We start from the raw sequence: 24625 nt of genomic DNA, 5'->3' as shown, positions 1-24625 counted from the left end.
CTGTATGGTTAAAGTAATTTTAGTAATTACGCTATTGGCATTTATCTTGTACTTTATTGTGCGTAGGCTTCGTATGTTTGGCACACAGATACGTAACAATTACGGCAAGATACAACCTTCCCTACGTATTATTGAAATTACAGCACCCGCTAACGTTCTTAAAGCTATTGTTCAGAAAACCTTATTCAGTGTATTCACAGGGATACTCTTATTGGTCATTATTTTGGTTTTGGCAACAAAATTTAAAATCGCTTTAATCATGCTCCCGATCAGTTTATACCTGATCGGTCAGTTTCTTATATTGAACAACCATATCCGTCATACGCGAAATCAACGCATATTCTATGACAAAATAAATGATGATCTGACTATAGAATCATTGGAGGGTAATAGAATAGTCTTCAATTTGATTACGGATGTTAAAACGTATAAAGAAATTAAATCCGTTCAAAAAAATAATGGCATATTATTTGGTTATTACGAAATGATATTAGCCAAACAAGAGATAACGATTTCTTATTTGTTAAAGGAAAATATTGAAAATAAAGTCCTTTTCGATAAACTGGCGCATTTTCCAACGGAGGTTGAAACAAAATTGTTTCCTGTTATATGAGGGTGCGTATAATCAACACGAGTCTTGTGACAATTAACTAAAAACGATATTAAACAATTATTAACGCACGATATATGAGATTAACCTTTCTTCCGGTTTTATTATTAGTAATGTCAATAGTGGTTTCTTGCAACAATAAAACCCGGCAGGAAGCAAAAGAGAGTGCTAGAAGGGATTCGTTAGAACGCGTTAAAAAGGACTCTATAGAACGTATTAAAAAAGCGGAAGAAGAGGAAAGAAGACGTCCGATAACTGCGGCGGACATTAACCTATCAAAAGAGTTGACATTTGATAAATACACGTTGGAAGATACTTACCCTTATAAAGATACGGTTAGGGTATTTCAATGGGAAAAGATAAAAGAGAAACTGGCGATTATTGAAAATTTTCAACGTCAGGACATCAATTACGCTGTTCTTCAAAATTATAAAAATAAAAACCGCGAAGCGCCAGTCGTTGCAAATTTCAAACGAAATGCCTACAAACGTGTTTCCGATACATTGGGCGTTGAAAGATACCAATCTACTCCCCTATACGCTGTCGGTGACGCAAAAGTGCCCTTAATATACGGAAGAGACGGTTCCTTGGTGAAGCTGTTGAGCAGCGATACACTGGATATGGTCAAAGTAGAGGGGTTAACAAACGTTGAAGGAGCTTGGGAAGTGCCGAGGCGATATGTCAAATTAATAGGCGATACGGTTGATTTTTATCATGCTGTTGTCGTTGATGTTACAAATCAAAACATTTGTACACTGGAGAAATCGGGCAAAGGTTGGATTGTCCGAAGTATGAATCCTGCGACAACGGGAAGGCATCTCCCACCTCATGCGATGGAAACCCCTGTTGGTATTTTCTTGGTTCAAGAACAAAAAAGCAAAATGTATTATGTAAAAGACGGCACAAAAAATATCGAAGGATTTGCCCCATATGCAAGCCGATTCACGAATGGAGCCTATGTACACGGCGTTCCGGTTAATAATCCCAAGGGAAAGATCATCGAATATAGTTGGTCATTAGGGACGATTCCACGATCGCATATGTGTGTGCGTAATGCATCTTCCCATGCCAAATTTGTGTTCGATTTGGTGAAGCCAATGGCTTCATTGGTAATTGTCATCGATTAGACACAAACCTATTCTTAACATTTCTTAACACTTTCCTAAAAATAGGGTTTTTACCTTTGTTTTGTGAATCAGTGAATAGATAATGTGCGCCTATGAAAAATCTACTTTTTATTTTAATTACAACTTGGTTTTTTACCAATTTTGCTAATCAAAATAATTCTTTAAAAACAGTAAATACCCCCACCCCTACAGATACTATTATTGGAAACACAGATGATAGTACAGAAATCGAAAAACTTTATTCAGCAATTAAACTCGAAGGAACATTAAAATTTGATGCTTTTGAGCAAGCCATGATAGGATACGAAAACCTTCCTATTAAGAATAAAAATATCATTACGGTGATTGATTTTACACTTCCGTCGACCGATAAAAGAATGTATGTCATTGATCTTAAAAACAAAAAGCTTCTTTACCATAGTATTGTTTCGCATGGAAGAAATAGCGGAGAAAAATATGCCAAATCCTTTTCGAATAAACACGGCTCTTATCAAAGTTCTTTGGGATTCTATGTTACTGAAAATACATACCAAGGAGGAAATGGTTATTCTCTAGTCATAAATGGGCTTGAACGTGGAATTAATGATCAGGCTAAGCCAAGAGCCGTGGTGATACATGGTGCAGATTACTGCAGTAACGCGGTAATAGCTTCTACCGGTAGATTGGGTAGAAGCTACGGTTGTCCCGCTTTACCGAGAGGGGTAACAAAGCCCATAATTAATACAATTAAAGAAGGTACCATGCTCTTTATCTATGCCGATAACAAAGATTATATTGCACAATCTAAGGTGCTCCATTCGGTAAAAAGAGGTTTGTTAGCACAACACGAAATAGAGCAAACAAGGAATTCCAATATATCTTTAAACTAATATTTAGCTATTAATGAAATAAAAAAGGGATAAGGTATGTATATATCTTATCCCTTTTTACATTTAGCCATCCTTATTTATTGTAAATAATTCGTATCTTAGAATAACCGAACATCCCTTTGCATGAAAAGAATATTGTCTATTGACGGTGGCGGCATTCGCGGTATTATACCGGGAATGGTCGTTGCAACCTTGGAAGATAAAATAAGAAAATTAAGCGGAGATCCTCAAACCCATATATGCGAATACTTTGATTTTTTTTCCGGAACAAGTACCGGAGGGATTTTCATTTCCCTGCTATTATTTCCTTCGCCAGACAATCCTCAAAAGCCAAAGTTTGGCGCGCGGGAGGCATTAGATATTTATTTAGAACATGGAGAGGAAATATTCAATGCGCAAAAATGGAGAAAGTTTTTGGGTAAATTTGGTCTATTGAGCGAATTGTACGATGAAAAGGTTTTAGAAAAAGTACTGCAAGACTATTTTGGTGACACCAAATTGAGTGAACTGATCAAGCCCTGTATTATTACAGCCTATAATATAGAATTACGTAAAAATCATTTGTTTAGACAGCAAAAAGCTTTAAGTCATGGTGATGCCAGAGACTTCCTGTTGCGGGATGTATGTAGGGCAACATCTGCAGCTCCAAGTTTTTTTTCGGTGGCAGAAATTTTCTCTTTAGCGGGAACGCGTTATACATTATTGGATGGTGGCCTTTTCGCACATAATCCAGCCATAGCGGCGCTCCTTGAGGTTTTGAAAACGTTCAATACCTTCAAGATAACCGATATGAATATTCTATCCTTAGGAACAGGTGTAACTAAAAATGCCTATAATTACGAAGACTTTAAGAAAAAGTGGGCTATTTCAATAAGTCCAGCTCTGGTAGACATTATGACGTCCTCTTCCTCTGAGAGTAATGATTATTTTATAAAACAGCTTTTTAAATCGGTAAAGAAACCAAATAATTACCTGCGTATAGAGCCTACAAACCTCTCTTCTATTAATCCCGCGATGGATGCCGCCAGTAAATCCAATATCCATAAAATAGTAACCCTAGCCGATAAAGTTGTAAGCGAGAATGAAGCAGTTTTAGATGCTTTGGCAGCGGAGCTAATACAGGATAAAAAGGAAATTGAACGAAGGGAGAAATCCGTATGGCATTTCTTGAAAATTAAAGAATAAGCGCTTCGATACCTCTCCCCCAATCCCCTTTCCTTAAAATTTAATCATCGCCTTTATCACCTTTTGTGGGTTCTTAGCTAATCCATCAAATTTATCTGCGATATCATCAAAAGAAACATCATGTGTAATATAGTTTTCAGCTTTGACACTACCGTTTTTCAAGCTCCCTAACACAAAGTCGAAATCGCTATGGAGTGCATTTCTGCTACTCATTAATGTGGCTTCACGTTTGTGAAACTCTGGATGACTAAATGATATCTCTCCTTTTTGCAAACCTATCAGAATGTATTTTCCGGTATGCGCCAAATAATAAAATGAGCTGTTAATTGCTTTTAAATTTCCTGTGGCGTCAATAACAACATCACACATATCACCATCTGTTATCCGTCGAATAGCTTCCACTGTATTTTCTTCCAAGGAGTTAATGGTATATTCTACGTTAAATTTAGTCTTGCATAGATTTAATCGTTCTTGATTAATATCTACAACAATGATTTTAGCTCCTTTAATCTGTGCAAAATTAATAGCCGCTAAACCAATCGGACCAGAACCGATTATTGCCACATAGTCGTCTGCTTTGACATCCGCATTATTTACGCCATGCGCACCTATTGCTAAGGGTTCGACCAATGCAAGCTCATTAAAACTTAGCTCATTATCGACAAAAATGTACTGCTCCGGGACTTTAATGTATTCGCACATACCACCATCGGTATGCACGCCTAACACTTGAATGGAGGTACAACAGTTGGGTTTTCCTTTCCGACACGCCACGCAGTTTCCACAATATAAATACGGCAATACGCATGCTTTATCTCCCAATTTCAATCCTTTGGCATTCTCCGATAAGTTAAAATCATCAATTACGCCCGATAATTCATGTCCTAGCACACGTGGATATTGAAAAAAAGGTTGATTTCCTTGGTATGCGTGGTAGTCTGTACCACAGATACCTATACGTTTTATCCGTATCAATACTTCACCTTCTGTAAGTGTAGGAATGATACTTTCTTTATAGACGAAGCGAAGAGGTTCTTCGCAAACTAACGTTTTCATCATTATTCTTTAATAAGAGCTCTGTCTAAATGCACATATCCGCCATCTACATGAATTAGTTGACCTGTAGTATGGCTTGAGCGGTCGGACAATAAAAATACGGTCGTGTAGGCAATCTCTTCGGAGGTTGTCATTCGGTGTTCCAGCGGAATACGATTGGTGATTTTTGTTAAGGTCCCTTCCGGGTTATCCAATGTTTGGATCCATTTATCATATTGAGGAGTTGATGCCTCAGCAACTACAATTGCATTAACACGAATGCCATAAGGTAAAAGTTCGACGGCCCATTCCCGTGTTAGTGCATTACGTCCACCATTGGACGCAGCATACGCTGAAGTGTTTCCTTGTCCTGTTTCGGCCGTTTTTGACGTAATATTAAGAATAGTACCTTTCGATGCCTTTAAAGCCTCCAGAGAATGATGAGCCATTAAATAATAGTGAATAAGATTGCTATGCAAAGATTGCACAAAGCGTTCATAATTCCCAGATTCTAACCCTACACCATCGTTAACACCTGCGTTGTTTACTAAACCGTCAATGCGGCCAAATTGGGCTAATGTCTCTTTAACAGCATTTTCACAATCTTGGGGATTTGATAATTCTGCTTGTATCGAGATCGTCGTAACTCCTAATTTCGCCACTTCGTCTTTCACCGTGTTGTTGTCAGTTTGGTTTCTTCCCACAATAACCGGGATTGCACCTTCTTCGGCCAAAGCGACTACAATAGCACGGCCAATACCTTTGGCACCACCCGTGACTACAAAAACTTTATCTTTTAAATTTAAATCCATTTTCTTATTTTAAATTATAGAATTTAGTAGCATTTCCTCCCCAGAAAGCATCCAGCTCCATTTCTGTAAGAGGTGCCATGTGCTTATTCAGTATTTCTATTCCTTGTGTATAGGAAGCTGCTAACAACATGACAGGCCAGTCTGACCCAAACATAATTCTTTCTGCACCAAAGGCACTAATTGTGTGAGCAATATAGGGTACAAAATCATCCACTTTCCAATTTTTCCAATCTGCTTCTGTTACCAGGCCAGAGATCTTACAGCTTACATTTTTATATTTAGCTAGCTCCGTAATAAACTCGAACCACCCCTGTGTACCTACGTTTTTTATATCTGGTTTGGCCATATGATCTAGAACAAATTTCTGTTCAGGATTGGCCGCGACGCAGGCTAACGTACTATGGAAATGATGTGGTCTAATCAAGAGATCGTAAGTATAGCCATATTTTGTCAACGCCTTAATACCACGTTGAAAAGTTTCGCGCAAAATAAAATCCGGATCCTCTTCTCCTTGGATAATATGTCTAAATCCTTTGATGATAGGCTCTTTTCTGTATTCTTGCAATTGTTCATCGATATTTTCAGCTTGCAAGTCGACCCAACCAACTACTCCTTTAATTAATGCATAAACCTTAGATAGATCGACCAAAAAATGTGTTTCTGTGGCACTTTGACTCGCTTGTACTGCCACAGTTCCATCAATTTTACTCTCCTTCAAAATAGCCGAAAGGTCGTTAGGTAGGAAGTCCCGCTGGATAACAGCCATATCATCCGTTATCCAACTGTCTTTTACCTTATCATATATCCAAAAATGTTGATGAGCATCTATACGCATACTATTTTCCTGAATAAGCTATGACTTCTTGTTTCTGAACTCCTAAATAATCTGCTCCTAATTCTATCGTGTCACCTGGTTTTAAATAAATTGGTGGGTTAAAACCTAAACCAACTCCGGCCGGAGTGCCCGTAGAAATAACATCACCTGGAAGTAAAGTCATAAACTGGGATACATATGAAATAACATGCTGAACAGAAAAGATTAGGTTGCTGGTATTTCCATCCTGATAGGTTTTACCATTTACTTTTAACCAGAGACGCACGTTATTGATATCCGGAATTTCGTCTTGTGTTGTTAGGATCGGTCCCATAGGTGCAAAGGTGTCGCATCCTTTCCCTTTATCCCAAGTTCCACCTCTTTCCAATTGGAATGCACGCTCGGATACATCATTATGCAATACATATCCTGCTACGTAATCCAAAGCTTCAGATTCTTCTACATACGAGGCTTTCTTACCAATGACAATCCCAAATTCCACTTCCCAATCGGTTTTTTCCGAATTGCGGGGAATCGTAACGTTGTCATTCGGCCCTACCAATGATGAAGTCGATTTCATAAAAATAATAGGCTCGGCCGGGATCGGAGAATTTGTCTCAGCAGCATGATCCTTGTAGTTTAGACCGATACAAACAATCTTAGACGGTCGGGCAAAAGGAGCACCTAAACGTACATCGTTAGGAATTTCAATTAATTTACCTTCATTGGCTTTAACAAACTCATCCAGTCGAGCTAAGCCATTATTCGCAAAAAAATCTTCTGTATAGTCTCCCCCAAAGGCCGACACATCATAGCTTTTGCCATCGATTTGAACACCTATTTTTTCTTTTCCTGGTTCACCAAAACGTATTAGTTTCATCGTATTTTAATTTATTAGTTATGGGTCGATGAGAGCTCAATGTAAATCATTGTCTTATTTATCATAATTTACCTCTCGGTTTCATCGTATTTTAATTTATTAGTTATGGGTCGATGAGAGCTCAATGTAAATCATTGTCTTATTTATCAATAATTTATCTCTCGGTTTCATCGTATTTTATTTATGTTGTTAATTATTCAGTTTAATAAATCCTCCATCAATGGGATAATCATTACCTGTAATAAAACCCGCATCATCACTGCAAAGAAATAAAGCGAGCTTTGCTATCTCCTCTGGCTGTGCCATACGGCCAATTGGTTGTGATTTTGAGAGCTTCTCAAACATTTCTTCCTCTTTACCAGGATAATTTTTGGCAATAAATCCATCCACAAAAGGTGTATGTACACGTGCAGGTGAAATACTGTTGCAACGGATATTGTCTGCTATGTAATCCCGGGCTACTGATAGGCTCATGGCAAAGATGGCGCCTTTGCTCATGGAGTACGCAAATCGATCCATAATACCTACCCATGCAGCAATAGAAGCAAGATTTAAAATTGCTCCGCCTCCATGTTTCTTCATCGATGGAATTACAGCGTATAGGGCATTATAGGCACCCTTCACATTTACATTGAAAATGCGATCAAAATCGTCCTTACCACAATTTTCTATATTACCTACATGTGCTATCCCCGCATTGTTTACCAAAATATCTATGCGTCCTATTTTTTCAATGACGGAAGCTACTTCTTCTTGGTTCGATACATTACATTTATGTGCTTGACCGCTTCCTTTTCTTTGAAGTATTCCCTCACACACCTGTTGTGCTTCTTCTTCATTTAAATCCAAGATGTGTACTGAAGCACCTTCTTTCGCAAACAGTTCACTGATTGCTCTTCCGATTCCGCTTCCGCCACCGGTTATAACAGCTACTTTATGGGCTAACTTTGACATCACTATTTATTTTCTATATTTTAATCCAATAACCATTTCGCCAATTCTTTGGCAGCTTTAAAGTTTTCAAATTCTTTAGGCAATTTCCGTCCATCTGTATATTCGTTATACAACCAAGGATCCCCCACGGCAAAAACTTTTCCTTTACCATAAGTACTGATAGCAATCATATTCTTACCGTTTTTAAATGCTATAGCCTTAGCAGAACCCTTTAACTGTAGCGTACTTACCTCCTTAAGGTAAAATTTAGATGGATTTGAAAAAACAGGGTTTTCTTGATCAATAGATAAGGAACCCATTTCAAATTCACTTCCTGTTACGGTATTTTCTAAGTCTTTATTGAACTTGATGCCAAATACTTCAGACAGTTTGTTCATGTGATCAAGCTCAGCATTGGTATAATCATTTGTCATTAATAACAAATTTCCACCTTCCTTGACCCAATTTTTAATCACGTCAATAGATTTTTTGTCCATGAAATTAGGGTTTTCCGTCTCTTTTTTCGTGTCCGGATCGACGATGATGTACACGTTCGCATTTGATAAAGTTTCTTTAGTTGGAGCGGTTGTTAAAGTTGAAATTTCCGCTCCTAAATCTTGGAACTGTTTTCCGAATAGATAAAAACCATTATTATCTTTTTCATCCCAAATATAATGATACTTAATCTTCTGATTCAGAACGTTATTTTGGTATTCATTATTGAAAAAATTATCTAATACGACCTTCTTATCCTTTCCAGGAAACCCGTTCAATCGTTTTTCCATTTCTACTGCAGCCAATATGAATGCACCTAAACCTTTTGGGTCATCTTGCACCACCTTTTCACTCATATAATATTCATAACTTCCATCTCTATAGTTGGGCTTTCCTCCCAATCCACCTACCGATACGGTTCCATTAAGATGAAAAATGCCATCAGCACCTTTTACGATAAAATTTCGAATCAGATGATCGTATGCTTTGAATAATTCCTGAGAGTAGTCCTTGCGAATATATTTATGCTCCATCGCTTTAGAAATAGTATAGATAAACATGCTAGAAGCGGAAGTTTCTAAATAATTCTTGTCTTCACTAGGCATATCCAAAATTTGGTACCACAATCCTGTCTTTGGATCAGCAACCCGGACGATCGATTCGACAAAACGATCTAAGATATCCAGTAGTTCTTTTCTTCTGGGGTGATCTTGTGGGATATTTTCTAATACATCAACTAGAGCCAACCCATACCAGCCCATTGCCCTACCCCAAAAATGTTTGGAATTACCCGTTTCTTTGTTCGCCCAAAGCTGACTTTTACTCTCGTCCCAAGCATGATAGATCAGCCCTGTTTTCGAATCTCTCGCTTTTTCTTCAATGTGAACAAACTGATTAATAATATCATCATAAAGTGCCGGTTCGTTATATAATTTAGCCCATTCTGCCAAGAATGGCAGTCCCATATATAGACCATCTAACCATACCTGCTGCGGGTAGATTTTCTTATGCCAAAAACTAATGCCATCGCTTGTTCGTGGATGTGTTTTTAGTTGATCACGTAGTTTTTGTGCAGCATAAAAGTATTTTTTTTGTCCGGTGACGTTATGCAACAATAGCAATGTTTTCCCCGTCTTGATATTATCGATGTTATAGTCATCGTGTTTGTACGTCAATATATTTCCTTCTTTATCGACATATGTATCCATTGCGTCCTTGATATAATTGAAGTAATTCCCATCAGCCGTCTGATACCATACGGAGCGGATACCTTCCAGGAATACCCCGGTTTCATATGTCCACTTCGGACGGTTACTTATATCCTTATAAGGGAAAGGTCTAGACTTGAAAACTGCTTTCGTTAATTCTGCAGCATAAGATATAGGTTGATTATTCGCATCAACTTGCCATTTGTAATTACTATTCTGTCCGACGGAAACATCATAAGCTATTAATAAGAAAATTAGCAGAAAAAATTTGTTCATAAGTTTACTGTTTAGGTGTTGTCTATTTTTTTTATTTCACGTCCAATGTTAAAATTAAGAATTCTTTATCAATTGGTTTGGGAAGTGATATTTCCAATCCTAAATCTGTGTGCGCGTACGACACTGATTTATTGTCGTCGTAATTTGATATGTTCCTTATCTCTGGAACAAAATCTTTGATTAGCACTTTTTCTTGATTCGGATTAAAGATATGAATATAAATTTTGTTTGCTTTTCTTGTCAGCGCATACTCATCTGTAGGAGTTACAAAGCCGCCCGTTGTTGCGTAAATCGTTTCACCATACTTTCTCAGCCAATTTCCAAGATCAAGAAGTCTATCCTGTTGATAATCTTGTATTTTACCATTTGGCATAGGTCCAATATTCAACAAGAGATTAGAGCCATACCCTGCGGCTTTGACCAAGTAGGTAAGTACCTCTTTGAAGTTTTTTTGCTTGCGGTCTTTAATATCAAATCCCCACGATCCAGCGATTGTACCGCAAACTTCTTTAGGAAGATTTCCTACCTGATCGGCAGAGGTGCCGAATCCTGTAGTATTCTGACCCGGTAAATCACGTTCAAACATCTGAAAATCTTCTCCTTCAAATGTCGCTAAGTGATGATTATTTCCAATGAGACATTGTGGTTGCAATTGATGAATCAAGCTGTATATTTCATTATATTTCCAATCTGCTTCCGGTTTGTCCCAATGACCATCAAACCAGATTCCATCAATTTGGCCATAATTTGTTAACAGCTCTGTCAATTGATCTTTCATAAACTGAATGTAACTATCCCAGTTACCTTGGGTGCTGTCGCGACCAATTATTCCCTTCCCTGTTTTTCCAGTAGGTAAATAATCATCTCTGCTCCAATCTAAAAGAGAATAGTAAAACATCACCTTTATACCCTCTTCCCGACAAGCCTCTACCAATTCTTTTACGATATCTCGCTTAAAAGGTGTCGCTTTTACGATATTATAATCTGAAACCTGAGAATTCCACATAGAAAACCCATCGTGATGCCTAGAAGTGAACGTGATGTACTTCGCACCCGAATCTTTAAAAAGCTTCGCCCAATTAGCCGCATCAAATGCGATAGGATAAAAAAAATCAGGTAATAAACGATATTCATTTAACCCAAAATTTTGGTTATTCATTACCCATTCGCCATCCCCTAAAACGCTATAAACGCCCCAGTGGATAAAAACTCCAAAACGAGAGTCTTCAAACCATGCTCTATTTTTTAGGTTTTCTGAAGAAGGAACATAGTTCTGCTGTGCGCTAACCGAGTTCATGCTAACTAGTACTAGAAAGAAGAAAACTAATTTTTTCATGCGTTCAAATTTATAAAGATACACCTCTGCGCCAAGGAATAAAATCATCCTGGCCCAATTTAACTGCTTTAGGTTTCACCTCACCACTTGCCACTTGAATGACAAAATCCAGTATACGATATGCGGCCTCTTCAATGGTTTCCTCTCCGTCTATAATGGTTCCGCAATTTAAGTCGATGATATCCGACATTTTTTCAAAAATCTTCGTATTTGTCGAAATTTTAATTACCGGAGCAATGGGATTACCGGTGGGTGTTCCTAAGCCTGTTGTGAAAAGAACAATATTTGCACCAGACCCGACTTCCGCGGTCGTACTTTCTACATCATTCCCCGGTGTGCATAGTAGATTTAAGCCCGGTCGATTGGCCAATTCAGGATAATCCACAACAGCGGTAACTGGTGATGTACCTCCCTTTTTAGCAGCTCCGGCAGATTTGATCGCATCAGTAATCAAACCATCTCTTATATTTCCAGGTGAAGGATTCATATAAAAGCCCGATCCATTGGCTTCAGCTTTAGCATTATATACTTTCATCAACGACATAAATTTTTCTGCCGTTTCTTCATCAATACACCGATCACTTAACTCTTGTTCTACTCCACATAATTCCGGAAATTCGGCCAATATAACAGAACCTCCCATACTGACCATCATATCGGATACATAACCTAGAGCGGGATTTGCAGAAATACCCGAAAAGCCATCTGATCCGCCACATTCTAGTCCAATGCATAATTTGTCTAGCGTAGCAGGTTGCCGTGTTTGCTTGTTAGCCTCTGCTAGGCCCGCAAAGGTAGCTTTGAGCGCCTTTTGCATTAAATCTTGTTCTGTACCTTCAAACTGCTGTTCGAAAATATACAGTGGTTTATCAAAGTATGGATCTCTTTTAGCAATTTCTTCTTTCAGAATAGACGCTTGTGCATGTTGACACCCTAGACTTAATACAGTAGCTCCTGCTACATTCGGGTGCGAAATATATCCTGCCAACAGACCACACAACGCGTCTGAATCTAAACGTGTGCCGCCACATCCCATGTCGTGGTTCAAAAATTTAATACCATCTACATTTTCAAATAAGCGGGTAGAACCCTTTTTTTCTCCCGCTGGAGATAAATCAAGTTGTAATAAATCTTGTGCTGAAGCACCATTTTTATATTTTAAAATTAATGCATCAACTTCGTCAGCGTAGTCTTTAGATTCAACTTGATAGCCTAGTTTCTCTTCTAAAGCGGATTTTAATGTTAGAATGTTACGATTTTCACAAAATACCAACGGTATTACTAGCCAATAATTTGCGGTTCCTACTGTACCGTTGTTCCTGTAAAACCCATTAAAAGTCCGGTTTGCAAATGCAGAGATATCGGGTCTACTCCATTGAGTTTTTCGCTCTGAAAGCCTAAAATCATCTGATGCGTGTCTTAAGTTGTCTACTGTAATTAATTCTCCTTCATGAAGTTCTGAATTTGTTTTTCCGACTAGAACACCATACATTAACACGTCACTATTTTCTCTTAACGTTGTTATTGTAAATTTATGTTTCGATTGCACATGTTGCTTTAATTTGATTTCCATTCCGGCAAAATGCGCAATATATCCAGCCGGCAGATCACGCAGGGCAACCAATACATTATCATCGGGATGAATCTGTAGAAAATCCTGTCTCAATTTTTCCATTTTATATTATAACTCAAATATCTTATCCATTAACACCCACTTCTCGCCTTCCTTTGCTCCTGGAATTGCGGATTGATATTTCCACATCAATTTCTCCCATTCTTGTACTTTAGGATTTGACGCATCCATATTTGCTTTCTTTTCAAAAGAAAAGAGAGCATTAACTTCCATTATCATAAACAATCTATTCTCAAATCTATAAATTTCCATGTTTAAGATGCCTGAGGCTGAAATAGAAGTTTTTATTTCAGGCCATACATTCTTATGGAAATCGACATATTCTTGAATCAACTGCGGATCATCTATCAGATCCAATCCCAAAGCATATTTTTTCATCTCTAATGTATATTATCTTTTACCTCGACTGTAGTTTGCTTATTTCTAAATGCAAATAATAATACTACCGCAAAACAGATCAATACAACATAATATCCCAATTGCAGGTTACCTGTAATATCTGATATCAGCCCTAATACCGGAGGAATGATGGCACCGCCCACTATCGACATAATGATAAGGCTTGACGCAGATTTGGTATCTGCACCAATGCCTTCTACACCAAAAGCAAAAATCGTCGGAAACATAATCGACATAAAGAACGCAATACCGATCATGGCATATAAGGTCATAACACCCGATCCGTAGATGACGGCTACAGTCAGCAAAATAGCTGAAGCAGCAAAAATTGAAAGCAACCTCGCCGGCGATATATAACGCATTAAAAATGTTCCTACAAAACGACCGATCATAAAGGCGAGCCCCGCGATGCCAGCATAATACTTGGCACTAGATGGGGTTACATCTGCAATCTCTGTCGCATACATGACGATGAAACTCAATACACTCACTTGTGCACCTACATAGAAAAACTGTGCTATAACGGCTGAACTTACATTTTTATGCTTTAGAGCGTGAAAAAATCCTTTCTTTTGATCTGTTTCGTTATCCTTTATATCTGGCAGCTTGGTAAAGAAAAATATACAGGCTACAATCAGAATGATAATTCCTAAAATCACATAAGGTCCTTTTACTGCTGACGTTTCAGCTTGAATATAAGCGGTTTTTGCCTGCTCACTTAAAGCGGCTATTTTATCGGTACTTAGTGGTTCTTCAGACAGGATATATTTACCACCTATAATAGGAGCAATAAAAGCTGCCAACCCGTTAAAAGATTGTGCAAAATTAAGTCGTTGTGTCGCTTTCGACGGATCTCCAAGTACCGTTATATAAGGATTAGCTGCCGTCTCCAATATAGTAAGTCCGCAAGCAACGACAAATAACGCGCCTAAGAAAAATGGATAACTTATCGTATTGGCAGCGGGGACAAATAAAAAACAGCCTATTGCGAAAAGCAGTAATCCGATTAATATACCTGTTTTATAACCATACTTTTTCATGATTAATCCAGCCGGTATTGCGAGTAAGAAATAAGCAATAAAGACCGAAGAGTCTACTAAGGAAGCTTGCACAGTCGTGAGACTAAATGCATTTCTAAGATGCGGTATCAAAATCGGATCAAGATTATGAATAAACCCCCAAAAGAAAAATAACGACGTGATTAAAATGATCGCTAATGTGTATTTTTTTTGTTGTGACATATAACAAGATGTATAATTGATAATTCGAAATACGGAATAAATAATGAATAAAGTATTAATTATATTACCCATTTTATAAATGATATTACCATTATTTTAATTTAATTTGCAAACTGTCTGAATATATAATACAAAATGCGTCTAAAACAACTAACTCATCAAGGGAGCAGTTTTCAAAGTTTTCATGTACGGCACGATACCTATCCTAAGAATCATAACGTATGGCATTACCATGAAGAATTGGAGTTCATTCAAGTTAGAAAGGGCTCAGGTACGCTTTTTATCGGAGATTGTATTCGAAAGTTTGGTCCTGGAGATGTTGTTCTCATTGGTCCTAATATTCCCCATTACTGGTTTTTCGATCCAGAATATTTAGATGCGATCAAGCCTATTGCTACAGATAACTGTGTCATACATTTCCAAAAAAGTTTTGCCGGCGAAGATTTTTTTTATTTACCGGAGATGACTGGCATTAAAGATTTACTTTTAGAAGCAAATAAAGGATTATGGTATAGATGTGATTCGACGGATCCGTTAAACAAACTTTTTGAACACATTTTGATTGCTGGCGGATTTGAACAGCTCTTAATTTTATTGCAGGCATTGTATATTTTTCATCAAAAGAATAAGATAATGCTGGTAAGTGAGAATTATGCGATCTTAAATCATTCAAGCGATCATAAGCGTATGAATGATATCGTAGATTACATTCAAACCAATTTTAAACAACATATAGAGTTAAGCGATCTAGCAAATTTGGCTGGCATGACAAACAATTCTTTCTGCCGATATTTTAAACAAAAAACGGGTAAAACGCCATTAGAGTTTATTACTGAACTTCGGGTCGCATCCGCCTGCAAATTTCTGTCAGATACTAATACGCCCCTGAAGGAAGTCTGTTTTGAATGTGGATATAATAATTATGTAAGCTTTCATAATGCTTTTAAACGTTTTACCGGCCTAACTCCGAAAGGCTATAAAATAAAAGCGAAGCTTATCTAGGGCCCCGCTTTTATTTTATATTTCTCTAACTTTAAATTACTGATCGTCTTTGCTTAACGAGAAAGGTAAATCGGCTTTATTTACGCCGCGATTTTTATTAGGGACGACATCCATATCAAAAGATAAAGTTGTTCCCTTCACCAGTTCACTATGTTTAATGTAATTTTTGGTATAGTTCTTACCATTCCATTTTAAATTTTTAATATAGCGGTTGGTATCTGAATTATTCTGAGTTTGAATGTTTACTTTCTTGCCATTACTAAGATGAAGTGTCACTTTATCAAATATTGGAGATCCCAATATATATTCATCTGTGGCAGGTGTAACAGGATAAAAACCCATCGCAGAGAAAACATACCAGGCGGATGTTTGCCCATTATCTTCATCACCGCAATATCCATCTGGATTAGGCGAATACATTCTATTCATGGTCTCGCGTAACCAATATTGTGCCTTCCAAGGAGCTCCAACATGGTTGTAGAGGTATATCATATGTTGAATAGGTTGATTTCCGTGGGCATACTGTCCCATATTTGCAATCTGCATTTCACGAATTTCGTGTATAGGAAATCCATAATAGGAATCATCAAAAATTGGCGGAATAGTAAATACGGAGTCCAATTTTATTTCCATCGCCTGGTGACCGCCCATTAATTTAGCAAGTCCTTCAAAATCCTGGAATACCGACCAACTGTAATGCCAGCTGTTTCCTTCGGTAAAAGCATCTCCCCATTTAAAAGGATTAAACGGAGATTGGAACTCTCCATTTTTCTTTTTTCCACGCATCAATCCCGTAGACGGATCAAATAACTTTTGATAATTATACGCTCTACTTTTATAGAGTTGTTGATCTGACGCTGGTTTGTCCAACGCTTTTGCCAGTTGATAGATTGCAAAATCATCGTATGCATACTCTAAACTTCTAGCTGTATTTTCGTGAATCTTTACATCGTATGGAACATACCCTAACTCTTTATAATAATCTGCTCCAGCTCTTCCTACAGCTGTTATTGGACCCGCATTATTAGCTCCTTTTAATACAGCTTCGTATAGCGTGCCAATTTCTTTCGAACGAATTCCTTTAATCCATGCATCAGCCACGACAGATGCTGAATTATTTCCCACCATTATATTTCTGTAACCAGGACTAGCCCATTCGGGAAGCCATCCACCTTCTTTATATGCATTTGCCAATCCCTCTTGCATTTTTTCGCTCATTTCAGGATACATAAGATTTAAGAACGGAAATAAACAACGGAATGTATCCCAAAAACCAGTATCTGTAAACATATAACCAGGTAACACTTCTCCATTATATGGCGAATAATGTATGACTTGTCCCGTTGCATCGATCTCATAAAACATACGAGGAAATAGTAAAGAGCGGTATAGGCAAGAGTAGAATGTACGCAGTTGATCAATGGATCCGCCCTGCACCTCTACCTTACTTAATTCCCGATTCCAAATATTTTCTCCCTCGGCAACACGTTGATCAAAATTTTTGCCATCCAACTCTTTCAAGTTTAGGGATGCCTGCTCTGGACTAATAAAAGAAGACGCGACTTTTGCCATCAATTGTTCGCCTGGATTAGCAATTTGAAAGCGCACTAATGCTCCCACATGGTCAGCTTTGACCAAATAGCGATTATCGGTTAAGACTGAATCTGCAAACGTCGCAACGTTGGCAAACGGACGGTCAAATTGCATAACAAAGTAATTCTTGAAATTAGTTGGAACACCACCGCTATTCTTTGTTGTATAACCGATAATTTTATATTCTTTTGGGATAACTTCGACATAGGAACCTTTATCAAAAGCGTCTATTAAGACAAAAGCCGAATCCGTTTTTGGAAATGTAAATCGAAAATAAGCAGCTCTTTCCGTCGGTGTAACTTCCACTTTTGTATCATAATCCGCAAGGTAAACGGAATAATAATGTGGTTTGGCTACTTCTGCCTTATGCGAAAAATAGCTAGCCCGTTTATCCTGGTCAAATGTCTTATTGTTGACCATAGCCATAACCGAAAATTGGCCGTAGTCATTCATCCAGGGAGAAGGTTGATGGGTCTGTTTAATACCCCGTATTTTTTCCGCTGTATACGTGTACATCCAGCCATCCCCCATTTTACCGGTCTGCGGACTCCAAAAATTCATCCCCCAAGGCAAAGCGACTGCGGGGTATGTATTTCCACTCGATAAAAAATAGGTGGATTGCGTACCGACTAACGTGCTTACATAGTTTAGCGGTTTGTCAATTTTACCAGCAATTTTTTGCGCGTTTAGATTAAGGATACATAGTATCCCCATAATAGATAATGTAAAATACTTAAATATTGTCATAATATATAGGTTTATTCTTAGGACGAAGATAAGGAATAAATGTAAATGCTAAAACTATTTAGCCTTAAAATTTAAAACTATTTTTCCCATAAAGTCTCCATCTTCCATCTGTTGATGTGCTTTGACTACTTCTTCCAATGGAAAAACCGCATGGACATTGGTTTTGAATTTACCATCCACGAGCAACGGGATTACTTTTTTTTCGATTTCCCGAGCTAGCTTAGCCTTAAAGTTCTCATCACGTGCACGAAGTGTACTGCCGGTTAGATAGATCCGCTTCTGCATTAATTTTAATAAATTCATTTCAACCTTGGCTCCCTTCATCGCATTGATGTACACCAAGGTTCCATCACTTTCGAGAAGATCGAAATTTTTTGCGAAGTAGTCGCCTCCTATACTATCTAGAATTATATTTATTTTTTCATTGCTCAATGCTTTTTCAAAGGCAATGTTATGGTAGTTTACAAAATCAAACGCACCCAAGGTTTTTGCAAAAGCACCCTTTTCTTCAGATCCAACTGTTGTATATACTTTTGCTCCAAATAGAGCCCCCAACTGTATTGCTGTAGTTCCAATACCACCAGATCCACCATGAACCAATAAGCGATCTCCATTCTTTAGCTTTCCTCTTTGAAAAACATTGTGCCATACTGTAAAAACAGTTTCGGGCAAACTTGCGGCTTCAATAAAACTAAGATTCTTGGGTATCAGAATACAACTGCCAATGTGGACAACGGTATATTCAGCATATCCTCCACCACCTAGTAAAGCCATTACCTTATCTCCTATTCGCGAATCGTCTACTCCTTCTCCAACAGCAGCTATTTTACCTGCTACTTCCAATCCGGGAATATCTTGGACTGCTTCAGCCGGAGCAGGATAATTTCCTCTGCGTTGGAAAATATCAGGACGATTAATTCCCGCAGCATATACCTCTATCAATACATATCCTGCTTTTAACTTTGGAATATCACGCTGCTCAATTTTTAAAACTTCAGGTTCACCAAATTTACTTATTACCGCTGCCTTCATCATTTCTTTTTCGGGTATTTTTGTAAACGCATGTTCAGTGAAAGCATGAAATATCTACCTAGCCTGTTATTGCGCGCTTCATATACATCATTTCCGATATATTCAGAGGTAAAGCCCATACTTTTATTCTTATCAAATAAATCAAACCCTTGGATACGTAGTAATGCTAGGTTGTTTGGTAAAAAGGTGAATTCTACAAATGCATTCATTATCGTAGGATTAATGTTCATGAATGTGCTTGTATATCCGTCATTGAACCGTTGAGACATTTCCATTCCTAACGAGATATGATCATTAAAATAACCTTTTGCGCCTACCCCTACCAAAAAGCTATGTGCGTTGATTTCCGTACGATAAGGAATATCATATTGTGCGTTATTAAGCATGTAGTTTGCATTTACAACAGATTCAACATAATCGGACCATTGATAACGCACCTGTAAAGCCTGATTAAAAAATAGCTGTCTTGTCGTTCTTTTCCGGTCATCAATAAAAGAAAGATTGTTATAATAATCAGTATTACCCGTTAAATCTAGTTGTATGTCATCTGTAAATAGAGGGGTATTAAATATATAGTACCAACGCATGTCGTAATATCCTCCTGTGTTCTTAAAGGAGGTTTCTTGTATTGTTGAGTTATCGATAGACCGTTTATCGCTAACAATCTTATTGATTGCAATGTTATACGCTAAATTAGATTCTAAATATTGACCCGTAGACGCCATTGTCTTACGAAATGTAGTAGAAATACGATGCGAAAACTCAGCTTTTAACTCCGGGTTACCGACTATAATATTACGTGAATTGGTATTATCAGTAACTGGGATAATTTGATGAAAATTAGGTTGATTGTTTTTCCCTTTATAATCGATTTGCCAATCCATCTCATTACTGAATCTGTAAATAATATTTGCAGAAGGGATTAAATTTACATTCTCATACTTATATTCGACTTCTTCCCGAGGTAATTTCCCCTGCAATAACAGCGGTTGTACGGCAAATCCTACATTTAATCTAAACTTATTATTAGGAGCGAATTGATAATTTAGGCTCGTACGGTTGCTTCTGAAAAAATAATTGTAATCAACTGTTAATGAATCAATATATTTAATTGAGTTAGATGGATTGTTTACTAATCTATCTTCAACAAGACGAATCGCATCGATCTGTGTTATATCGAAAGAATAGCTAAATTCAAATAAGCTTTTCTCAAAGAACGGTTCGACAAATGTTACTTCTGCTTTTGAGCTACTGGTAATATTCTTAATATTGATAAATTGATTTTGTGAGAATTCTGTATTAATCGGTGTATTGTCAGACAGATCATACACTTGGTAATATTCTCGGGCTACTTCTTTTCTGCTATTATCATTTGAACTCAAGTGTAGGTTTCCGATCAGTTTACGTCCCTTTTTGTCAAAGTATTTAGAATATAGTATTTCCAGTTCTCCATTTGGATTCTCCTGCGTCGTCGAATCTTGATATGTACCTAAGTTTTTCGAATCGTAATTCCTTAGTTCGGTATCTTTTGTATTCGTTGCTATTTGTTTATTAAACAATAGATTTCCTCCGACTTTCAGGGCATCCTTATTTTTAAACCTCGTTTCCATGTCGAATTTAATCCGGTGGTTTAAATCTACCGTATTGATAGCATAGTCTTCTATCCTTCTAATCGTATTGCCGATATAGGTAGATGTCAGTTCAGAATGTCCTTCGGTAGAATTTTCCTGGCGGATAAAGCTATAAGAAGCATTTAAGTTGGTGTTACTCCCGATCTTTCGGGATGCATTTATTCCTATGGAATTGACATTATTAAGGCCATCTGTTGGATCAGAATAATCTCCAATTTCCAATAAAGATCGATCTCTTTCTCCGCCGGTTAATGAACCGAAAGAAAAAAGATTTGTATTGGTATTATTGATGGATCCGATGATGGAAACTTCTTCTCCATCGTTAAACTTGTTAATACCAAAACTACCGATATACCGTTCATTCGTGCCACCACCTGCGGTAAGTTGTCCAAAATATATTTTTTTACGATCTTCTTTTAGCGTTATATTGATTATTTTTTCAGAATCTCCATCCTTCATCCCGGTTTGTTGGGCGCCATTACCATAAAAGTCTATTACCTGAATATTTTGAACAAAGTCTGCAGGCAGGTTACGTGTAGCCGTAAGAACATCCCCTCCAAAAAAAGGTTTGCTGTCTACTTCAATTCGATTTATAGTCTTGCCATTGAAATATACCGAACCATCTCTTCCTACTTGAAATCCAGCTAAACCTTTTAATGCTTCTTCCAATAATGCTCCTTTTCTAAACTTGTACGCGTTAAAATTAAATTGGGTAGTATCTTGTTTAAACACAATGGGTATAACCTTTACTATATTAATATCCTTGATCAAGAAACTGGAGGGTATTAACTCTATCGTTGGCAATAATATTTCACTACTGGCCTCGATAGAAAACAACGATTTACTGGCCATCTGGTACCCCAACATACTATACGTAATGTATAAATTATTACCCTTTATATTTTTGAATCGGTATTGACCTTTTTCATCTGTCATCTGAGTGACCGTATCCAGGTTGGTGCTGAGCCTTACACTTACAGATTTTAGCGGTGTACCCGTGCTATCCACCACAGTACCGTAGAAAGTCTTGTTAGCGGACTGTGCCAATCCATTATTGGTAGTCAGTATACCAATAATTGTCAACAAGAAACACGCTATTTTTTGGTGGAGCAAATGCACTTCAATAATTAAATTTTCTAATTAGTTCAATATACAAAATATTATCATTTAGTATTGTATTACAATAACGATAATAAAAAAAATATGGTATAAAAAAAACGGGTTATTAATTATAATAACCCGTTTCCTATTAATAATTTAATGACTATTCGCCATCAAAAACTACTTTCACCAAATGTCTGTCAATCTCCCATCGACCTGTTCCCTCTTCTCCAATTACATCGAACAATTCTAAAATACGACGAGCTACGTACTCTTCTTCTACCTGCTCTTCTAAGAACCACTGCACAAAATTAAATGTAACGTAATCTTTTGATTTGGCACATTGATCTGCAATATTGTTAAACTGTTCCGTTACGAACATCTCTTGCTCTAACGTTTGTTCGAAAATGCCACGGAAAGATTCAAAGTCAACAGGAATATTTGTTATTTCCGGTGATATCGCCCTTCCACCTCGGTTACTTACATAGTTAAATAACTTCAGCATATGTGTGCGTTCTTCATCTGATTGTTTTGCAAAGAATTTGGACGCATTATCTAGTCCTTGATCGTCACACCAAGCCGACATAGCCAAATATAGCGCAGAAGAATGTGCTTCTACCTTAATTTGAGCATTTAATATAGTTTCGATATTTTCAGATAACGATGATTTTAATTTTAATAAGTCTTTCATATACCCTATACTTTAAAGATTCATTTATATAACAATAATATTCTTGTATTGTTTATACAAATGTAAGGTATAAGTCTCATCATGGAACTAAAAAACTGCAATACAAATTCAGTCTAAATTAAGGAGTGAGAAGTGTAACTTATTTAGAATCAATATAATTATAAAGAAAGAAATTAAGCGACAATTGCACTGTAGTGGCCATGTCTTAGGAATTGTTTGATGGAACCATTGAGCTCTAGCATGAATTTAGCACCCGAAAGTATCTCCCTAAGATTTAAGATGTCTTGAGGTGAAAGAATAAAACAACGTTCGGTACGAAAAGGCATTACTATTTCAAAATCTGAAGAACGAGAAGAGTCATTAAGCATCGCTTCGATATCTATGCAATCTATCCTTTTCTTAAACATGAATAAGTCACTTACCTTAAAAGCAGTCGTTGTGCAATTAAAATCTAACCAATAACAATTTTTGCGACTACATTGGTAGACAGCCCCACGTTCAGTTTTAAAAACTTCTTCTACATTTGCTAATGGACAGATCATCTTATAAATTCTTTTTATATCAGATTGAAATATTCGATTTGTGTCACAAAAGTAAAACTTATTAAGAATTAATCCAAATAAATAATAAAAAAAACGGTCTAAAAAATAGACCGTTTCAAAAAATTACATTAATACTAAATATATTAAAATTCTTCTCCCTCTGTCGTAAGCAATTCCTTATGATTACTCGCATTGGTGCGTGTTTTCGTTTTGTGTTTATTAATCTGTCTCCTCAACGATTCTACCGCAATATCAGTAGCTTCTTCAAAGGTCTTTGCCTGAGATTTGGCAAACAGTTGATTGCCGGGAATATTTAACTTCAATTCTACTATCTTATTGGCCTCATCTTCTACATTTTCTAATCGGAGATAACATGCCCCTTCAATGATATTATCTAAGTATTGGTCTAATTTGTTAGCCCTTTTCTTGATAAAGTCTACCAATTTTTGATCTGCATCGAATTTGATTGATTGCACAGTAATATTCATTTTTCCTCCTTTTTTAAGCCTTTGGATGGGCTTGTTTATAAATTGACTTTAAACGCTCAGCCGAATTATGCGTGTACACTTGTGTAGCTGCTAATCCTGCGTGACCTAATAATTCCTTTATAGCATTCAAATCTGCGCCATTATCTAATAATGTCGTAGCAAAACTGTGTCTCAAAATATGAGGACTTCTCTTCTTCTGGGAAGTAATCATACTAAGATAATTTTTTACAATTCTGTAAATCAATTTTGCATACGCAGGCTTTCCTTCTTTAGTAACGATAAGGTATTCTGTTTTGTTTTCAAAATTTTGATCTACTTTCTTTACTAAGTACGATTTAAGTTCCGCCAATAAGGTTGAATGCAAAGGAACAAAACGCTCTTTATTCCTTTTACCGAATATAAGAATTTTTTTGTTGAAAATATCAACATCTTTCTCTTTTATTTTTAATAATTCTGACAGGCGAATTCCCGTACCAAATAACAGTTCCATTATGACATAGTCCCTTTGACCTTCGAAACTCTCTGTTGTATATTCCATATTCTCCAAAAGGGCTACTATCTTATCTTTTTCCACGACAATAGGTAGCCTTTTTGGTGTTTTTAGTGCTTTAATGAGACGAACAGGATTTTGGAGTACAATGCCTTCACGCTGTAAGAATTTATAATACGATTTAATAGCAGATATGGATCTATTCACAGATATTGCCTCCTTTCCTACTTCCTTGAGTGTTGAAAAATAGTATCTCAACAATTTATAATCCACCTCTTCAAATTTGACATCTTCTCGAATTATAAAATCCAATAGGCAGTCGATTTCTTTTGCATAAGCACTTATGGTATGTGCTGAAAACCGTTTTTCGAACGTCAAAAAATTTAAAAATCGTTCCTTATACATATTGCTGATTGAACTATTGTCAAGGTAAAGAAAAAAAAGCACAATGAATT

Annotated in this window: 22 protein-coding genes; 5 read left to right on the top strand and 17 right to left on the bottom strand. The window is 37.0% G+C overall.

The features are described from left to right. The first annotated feature begins 4 nt into the window (after positions 1–4). The 4 genes from FAZ15_RS04055 to FAZ15_RS04040 all read left to right on the top strand — a co-directional run bounded on the left by FAZ15_RS04055 (position 5) and on the right by FAZ15_RS04040 (position 3791). The gene (locus FAZ15_RS04055) at positions 5–613 is read left to right on the top strand and encodes a hypothetical protein (RefSeq protein ID WP_136900006.1); all 609 of its coding nucleotides are present in this window, start codon (positions 5–7) and stop codon (positions 611–613) included. A 74-nt stretch (positions 614–687) separates the two neighbouring features. Then, positions 688–1737, top strand: coding sequence for a L,D-transpeptidase (locus tag FAZ15_RS04050; protein WP_238387144.1), 1050 nt, complete (start codon positions 688–690; stop codon positions 1735–1737). Positions 1738–1829: 92 nt separating this feature from the next. Continuing rightward, the gene (locus FAZ15_RS04045; RefSeq protein ID WP_136900005.1) at positions 1830–2606 is read left to right on the top strand and encodes a murein L,D-transpeptidase catalytic domain family protein; all 777 of its coding nucleotides are present in this window, start codon (positions 1830–1832) and stop codon (positions 2604–2606) included. Positions 2607–2729: 123 nt separating this feature from the next. Next, the gene (locus tag FAZ15_RS04040; RefSeq protein WP_136900004.1) at positions 2730–3791 is read left to right on the top strand and encodes a patatin-like phospholipase family protein; all 1062 of its coding nucleotides are present in this window, start codon (positions 2730–2732) and stop codon (positions 3789–3791) included. A 33-nt stretch (positions 3792–3824) separates the two neighbouring features. On the opposite strand, the gene FAZ15_RS04035 is transcribed toward FAZ15_RS04040, so the two are convergent. The 10 genes from FAZ15_RS04035 to fucP all read right to left on the bottom strand — a co-directional run bounded on the left by FAZ15_RS04035 (position 3825) and on the right by fucP (position 14853). Then, on the bottom strand, positions 3825–4850 hold the full coding sequence (locus tag FAZ15_RS04035) for a zinc-binding alcohol dehydrogenase family protein (protein WP_238387143.1): 1026 nt from the start codon (positions 4848–4850) through the stop codon (positions 3825–3827). Beyond that, complete coding sequence (locus FAZ15_RS04030) at positions 4850–5638, bottom strand: L-fucose dehydrogenase (RefSeq protein ID WP_136900003.1); 789 nt, start codon at positions 5636–5638, stop codon at positions 4850–4852. The genes FAZ15_RS04035 and FAZ15_RS04030 overlap by 1 nt, the downstream gene beginning before the upstream one ends. A gap of 4 nt (positions 5639–5642) precedes the next feature. Beyond that, positions 5643–6473: an amidohydrolase family protein gene (locus FAZ15_RS04025; protein ID WP_136900002.1), complete on the bottom strand. Its 831-nt coding sequence runs from the start codon at positions 6471–6473 to the stop codon at positions 5643–5645. A gap of 1 nt (position 6474) precedes the next feature. Further along, on the bottom strand, positions 6475–7332 hold the full coding sequence (locus tag FAZ15_RS04020) for a fumarylacetoacetate hydrolase family protein (protein ID WP_136900001.1): 858 nt from the start codon (positions 7330–7332) through the stop codon (positions 6475–6477). Between the two features lie 189 nt (positions 7333–7521). Beyond that, positions 7522–8286, bottom strand: a complete 765-nt coding sequence (locus tag FAZ15_RS04015) for an SDR family NAD(P)-dependent oxidoreductase (RefSeq protein WP_136900000.1) — start codon at positions 8284–8286, stop codon at positions 7522–7524. Positions 8287–8306: 20 nt separating this feature from the next. Then, positions 8307–10244 carry a glycoside hydrolase family 88 protein gene (locus FAZ15_RS04010; protein ID WP_136899999.1) on the bottom strand — a complete coding sequence of 646 codons (1938 nt, stop codon included), beginning with the start codon at positions 10242–10244 and terminating at the stop codon, positions 8307–8309. Positions 10245–10275: 31 nt separating this feature from the next. Next, the gene (locus tag FAZ15_RS04005; RefSeq protein WP_136899998.1) at positions 10276–11580 is read right to left on the bottom strand and encodes an alpha-L-fucosidase; all 1305 of its coding nucleotides are present in this window, start codon (positions 11578–11580) and stop codon (positions 10276–10278) included. Positions 11581–11590: 10 nt separating this feature from the next. Continuing rightward, positions 11591–13255, bottom strand: coding sequence for a UxaA family hydrolase (locus tag FAZ15_RS04000; protein WP_136899997.1), 1665 nt, complete (start codon positions 13253–13255; stop codon positions 11591–11593). Between the two features lie 6 nt (positions 13256–13261). Then, the gene (locus tag FAZ15_RS03995) at positions 13262–13591 is read right to left on the bottom strand and encodes an L-rhamnose mutarotase (protein WP_136899996.1); all 330 of its coding nucleotides are present in this window, start codon (positions 13589–13591) and stop codon (positions 13262–13264) included. 2 nt (positions 13592–13593) lie between these two features. Then, the gene (gene fucP / locus FAZ15_RS03990) at positions 13594–14853 is read right to left on the bottom strand and encodes an L-fucose:H+ symporter permease (protein ID WP_136899995.1); all 1260 of its coding nucleotides are present in this window, start codon (positions 14851–14853) and stop codon (positions 13594–13596) included. A gap of 135 nt (positions 14854–14988) precedes the next feature. On the opposite strand from fucP, the gene FAZ15_RS03985 reads away from it, so the two are divergent. Next, complete coding sequence (locus FAZ15_RS03985; protein ID WP_136899994.1) at positions 14989–15855, top strand: AraC family transcriptional regulator; 867 nt, start codon at positions 14989–14991, stop codon at positions 15853–15855. Positions 15856–15891: 36 nt separating this feature from the next. Here the strand turns inward: FAZ15_RS03985 and FAZ15_RS03980 are convergent, their stop codons facing one another. The 7 genes from FAZ15_RS03980 to FAZ15_RS03950 form a co-directional block, all read right to left on the bottom strand. Next, entirely contained in the window at positions 15892–18195 is a 2304-nt protein-coding gene (locus tag FAZ15_RS03980; protein ID WP_136899993.1) for a GH92 family glycosyl hydrolase, read from the bottom strand. Between the two features lie 54 nt (positions 18196–18249). Then, positions 18250–19230, bottom strand: coding sequence for an NAD(P)H-quinone oxidoreductase (locus tag FAZ15_RS03975; protein ID WP_317130482.1), 981 nt, complete (start codon positions 19228–19230; stop codon positions 18250–18252). Further along, complete coding sequence (locus FAZ15_RS03970) at positions 19227–21944, bottom strand: TonB-dependent receptor (RefSeq protein WP_136899992.1); 2718 nt, start codon at positions 21942–21944, stop codon at positions 19227–19229. Before FAZ15_RS03970 ends, FAZ15_RS03975 begins: the two co-directional genes overlap by 4 nt. Positions 21945–22122: 178 nt before the next feature. Beyond that, complete coding sequence (locus tag FAZ15_RS03965; protein ID WP_136899991.1) at positions 22123–22650, bottom strand: ferritin; 528 nt, start codon at positions 22648–22650, stop codon at positions 22123–22125. Between the two features lie 173 nt (positions 22651–22823). Then, complete coding sequence (locus tag FAZ15_RS03960) at positions 22824–23192, bottom strand: DUF6686 family protein (RefSeq protein WP_136899990.1); 369 nt, start codon at positions 23190–23192, stop codon at positions 22824–22826. A 143-nt stretch (positions 23193–23335) separates the two neighbouring features. Beyond that, entirely contained in the window at positions 23336–23680 is a 345-nt protein-coding gene (gene hpf / locus FAZ15_RS03955; RefSeq protein WP_136899989.1) for a ribosome hibernation-promoting factor, HPF/YfiA family, read from the bottom strand. 13 nt (positions 23681–23693) lie between these two features. After that, positions 23694–24575: a tyrosine-type recombinase/integrase gene (locus FAZ15_RS03950; RefSeq protein ID WP_136899988.1), complete on the bottom strand. Its 882-nt coding sequence runs from the start codon at positions 24573–24575 to the stop codon at positions 23694–23696. Positions 24576–24625 lie beyond the last annotated feature (50 nt).

The organism is Sphingobacterium olei (assembly GCF_005048855.1).
In the GTDB taxonomy this organism is placed as follows: domain Bacteria; phylum Bacteroidota; class Bacteroidia; order Sphingobacteriales; family Sphingobacteriaceae; genus Sphingobacterium; species Sphingobacterium olei.
Note: the sequence above shows the minus strand (reverse complement) of the source record. Positions and strands in the feature narration are given on the sequence as shown.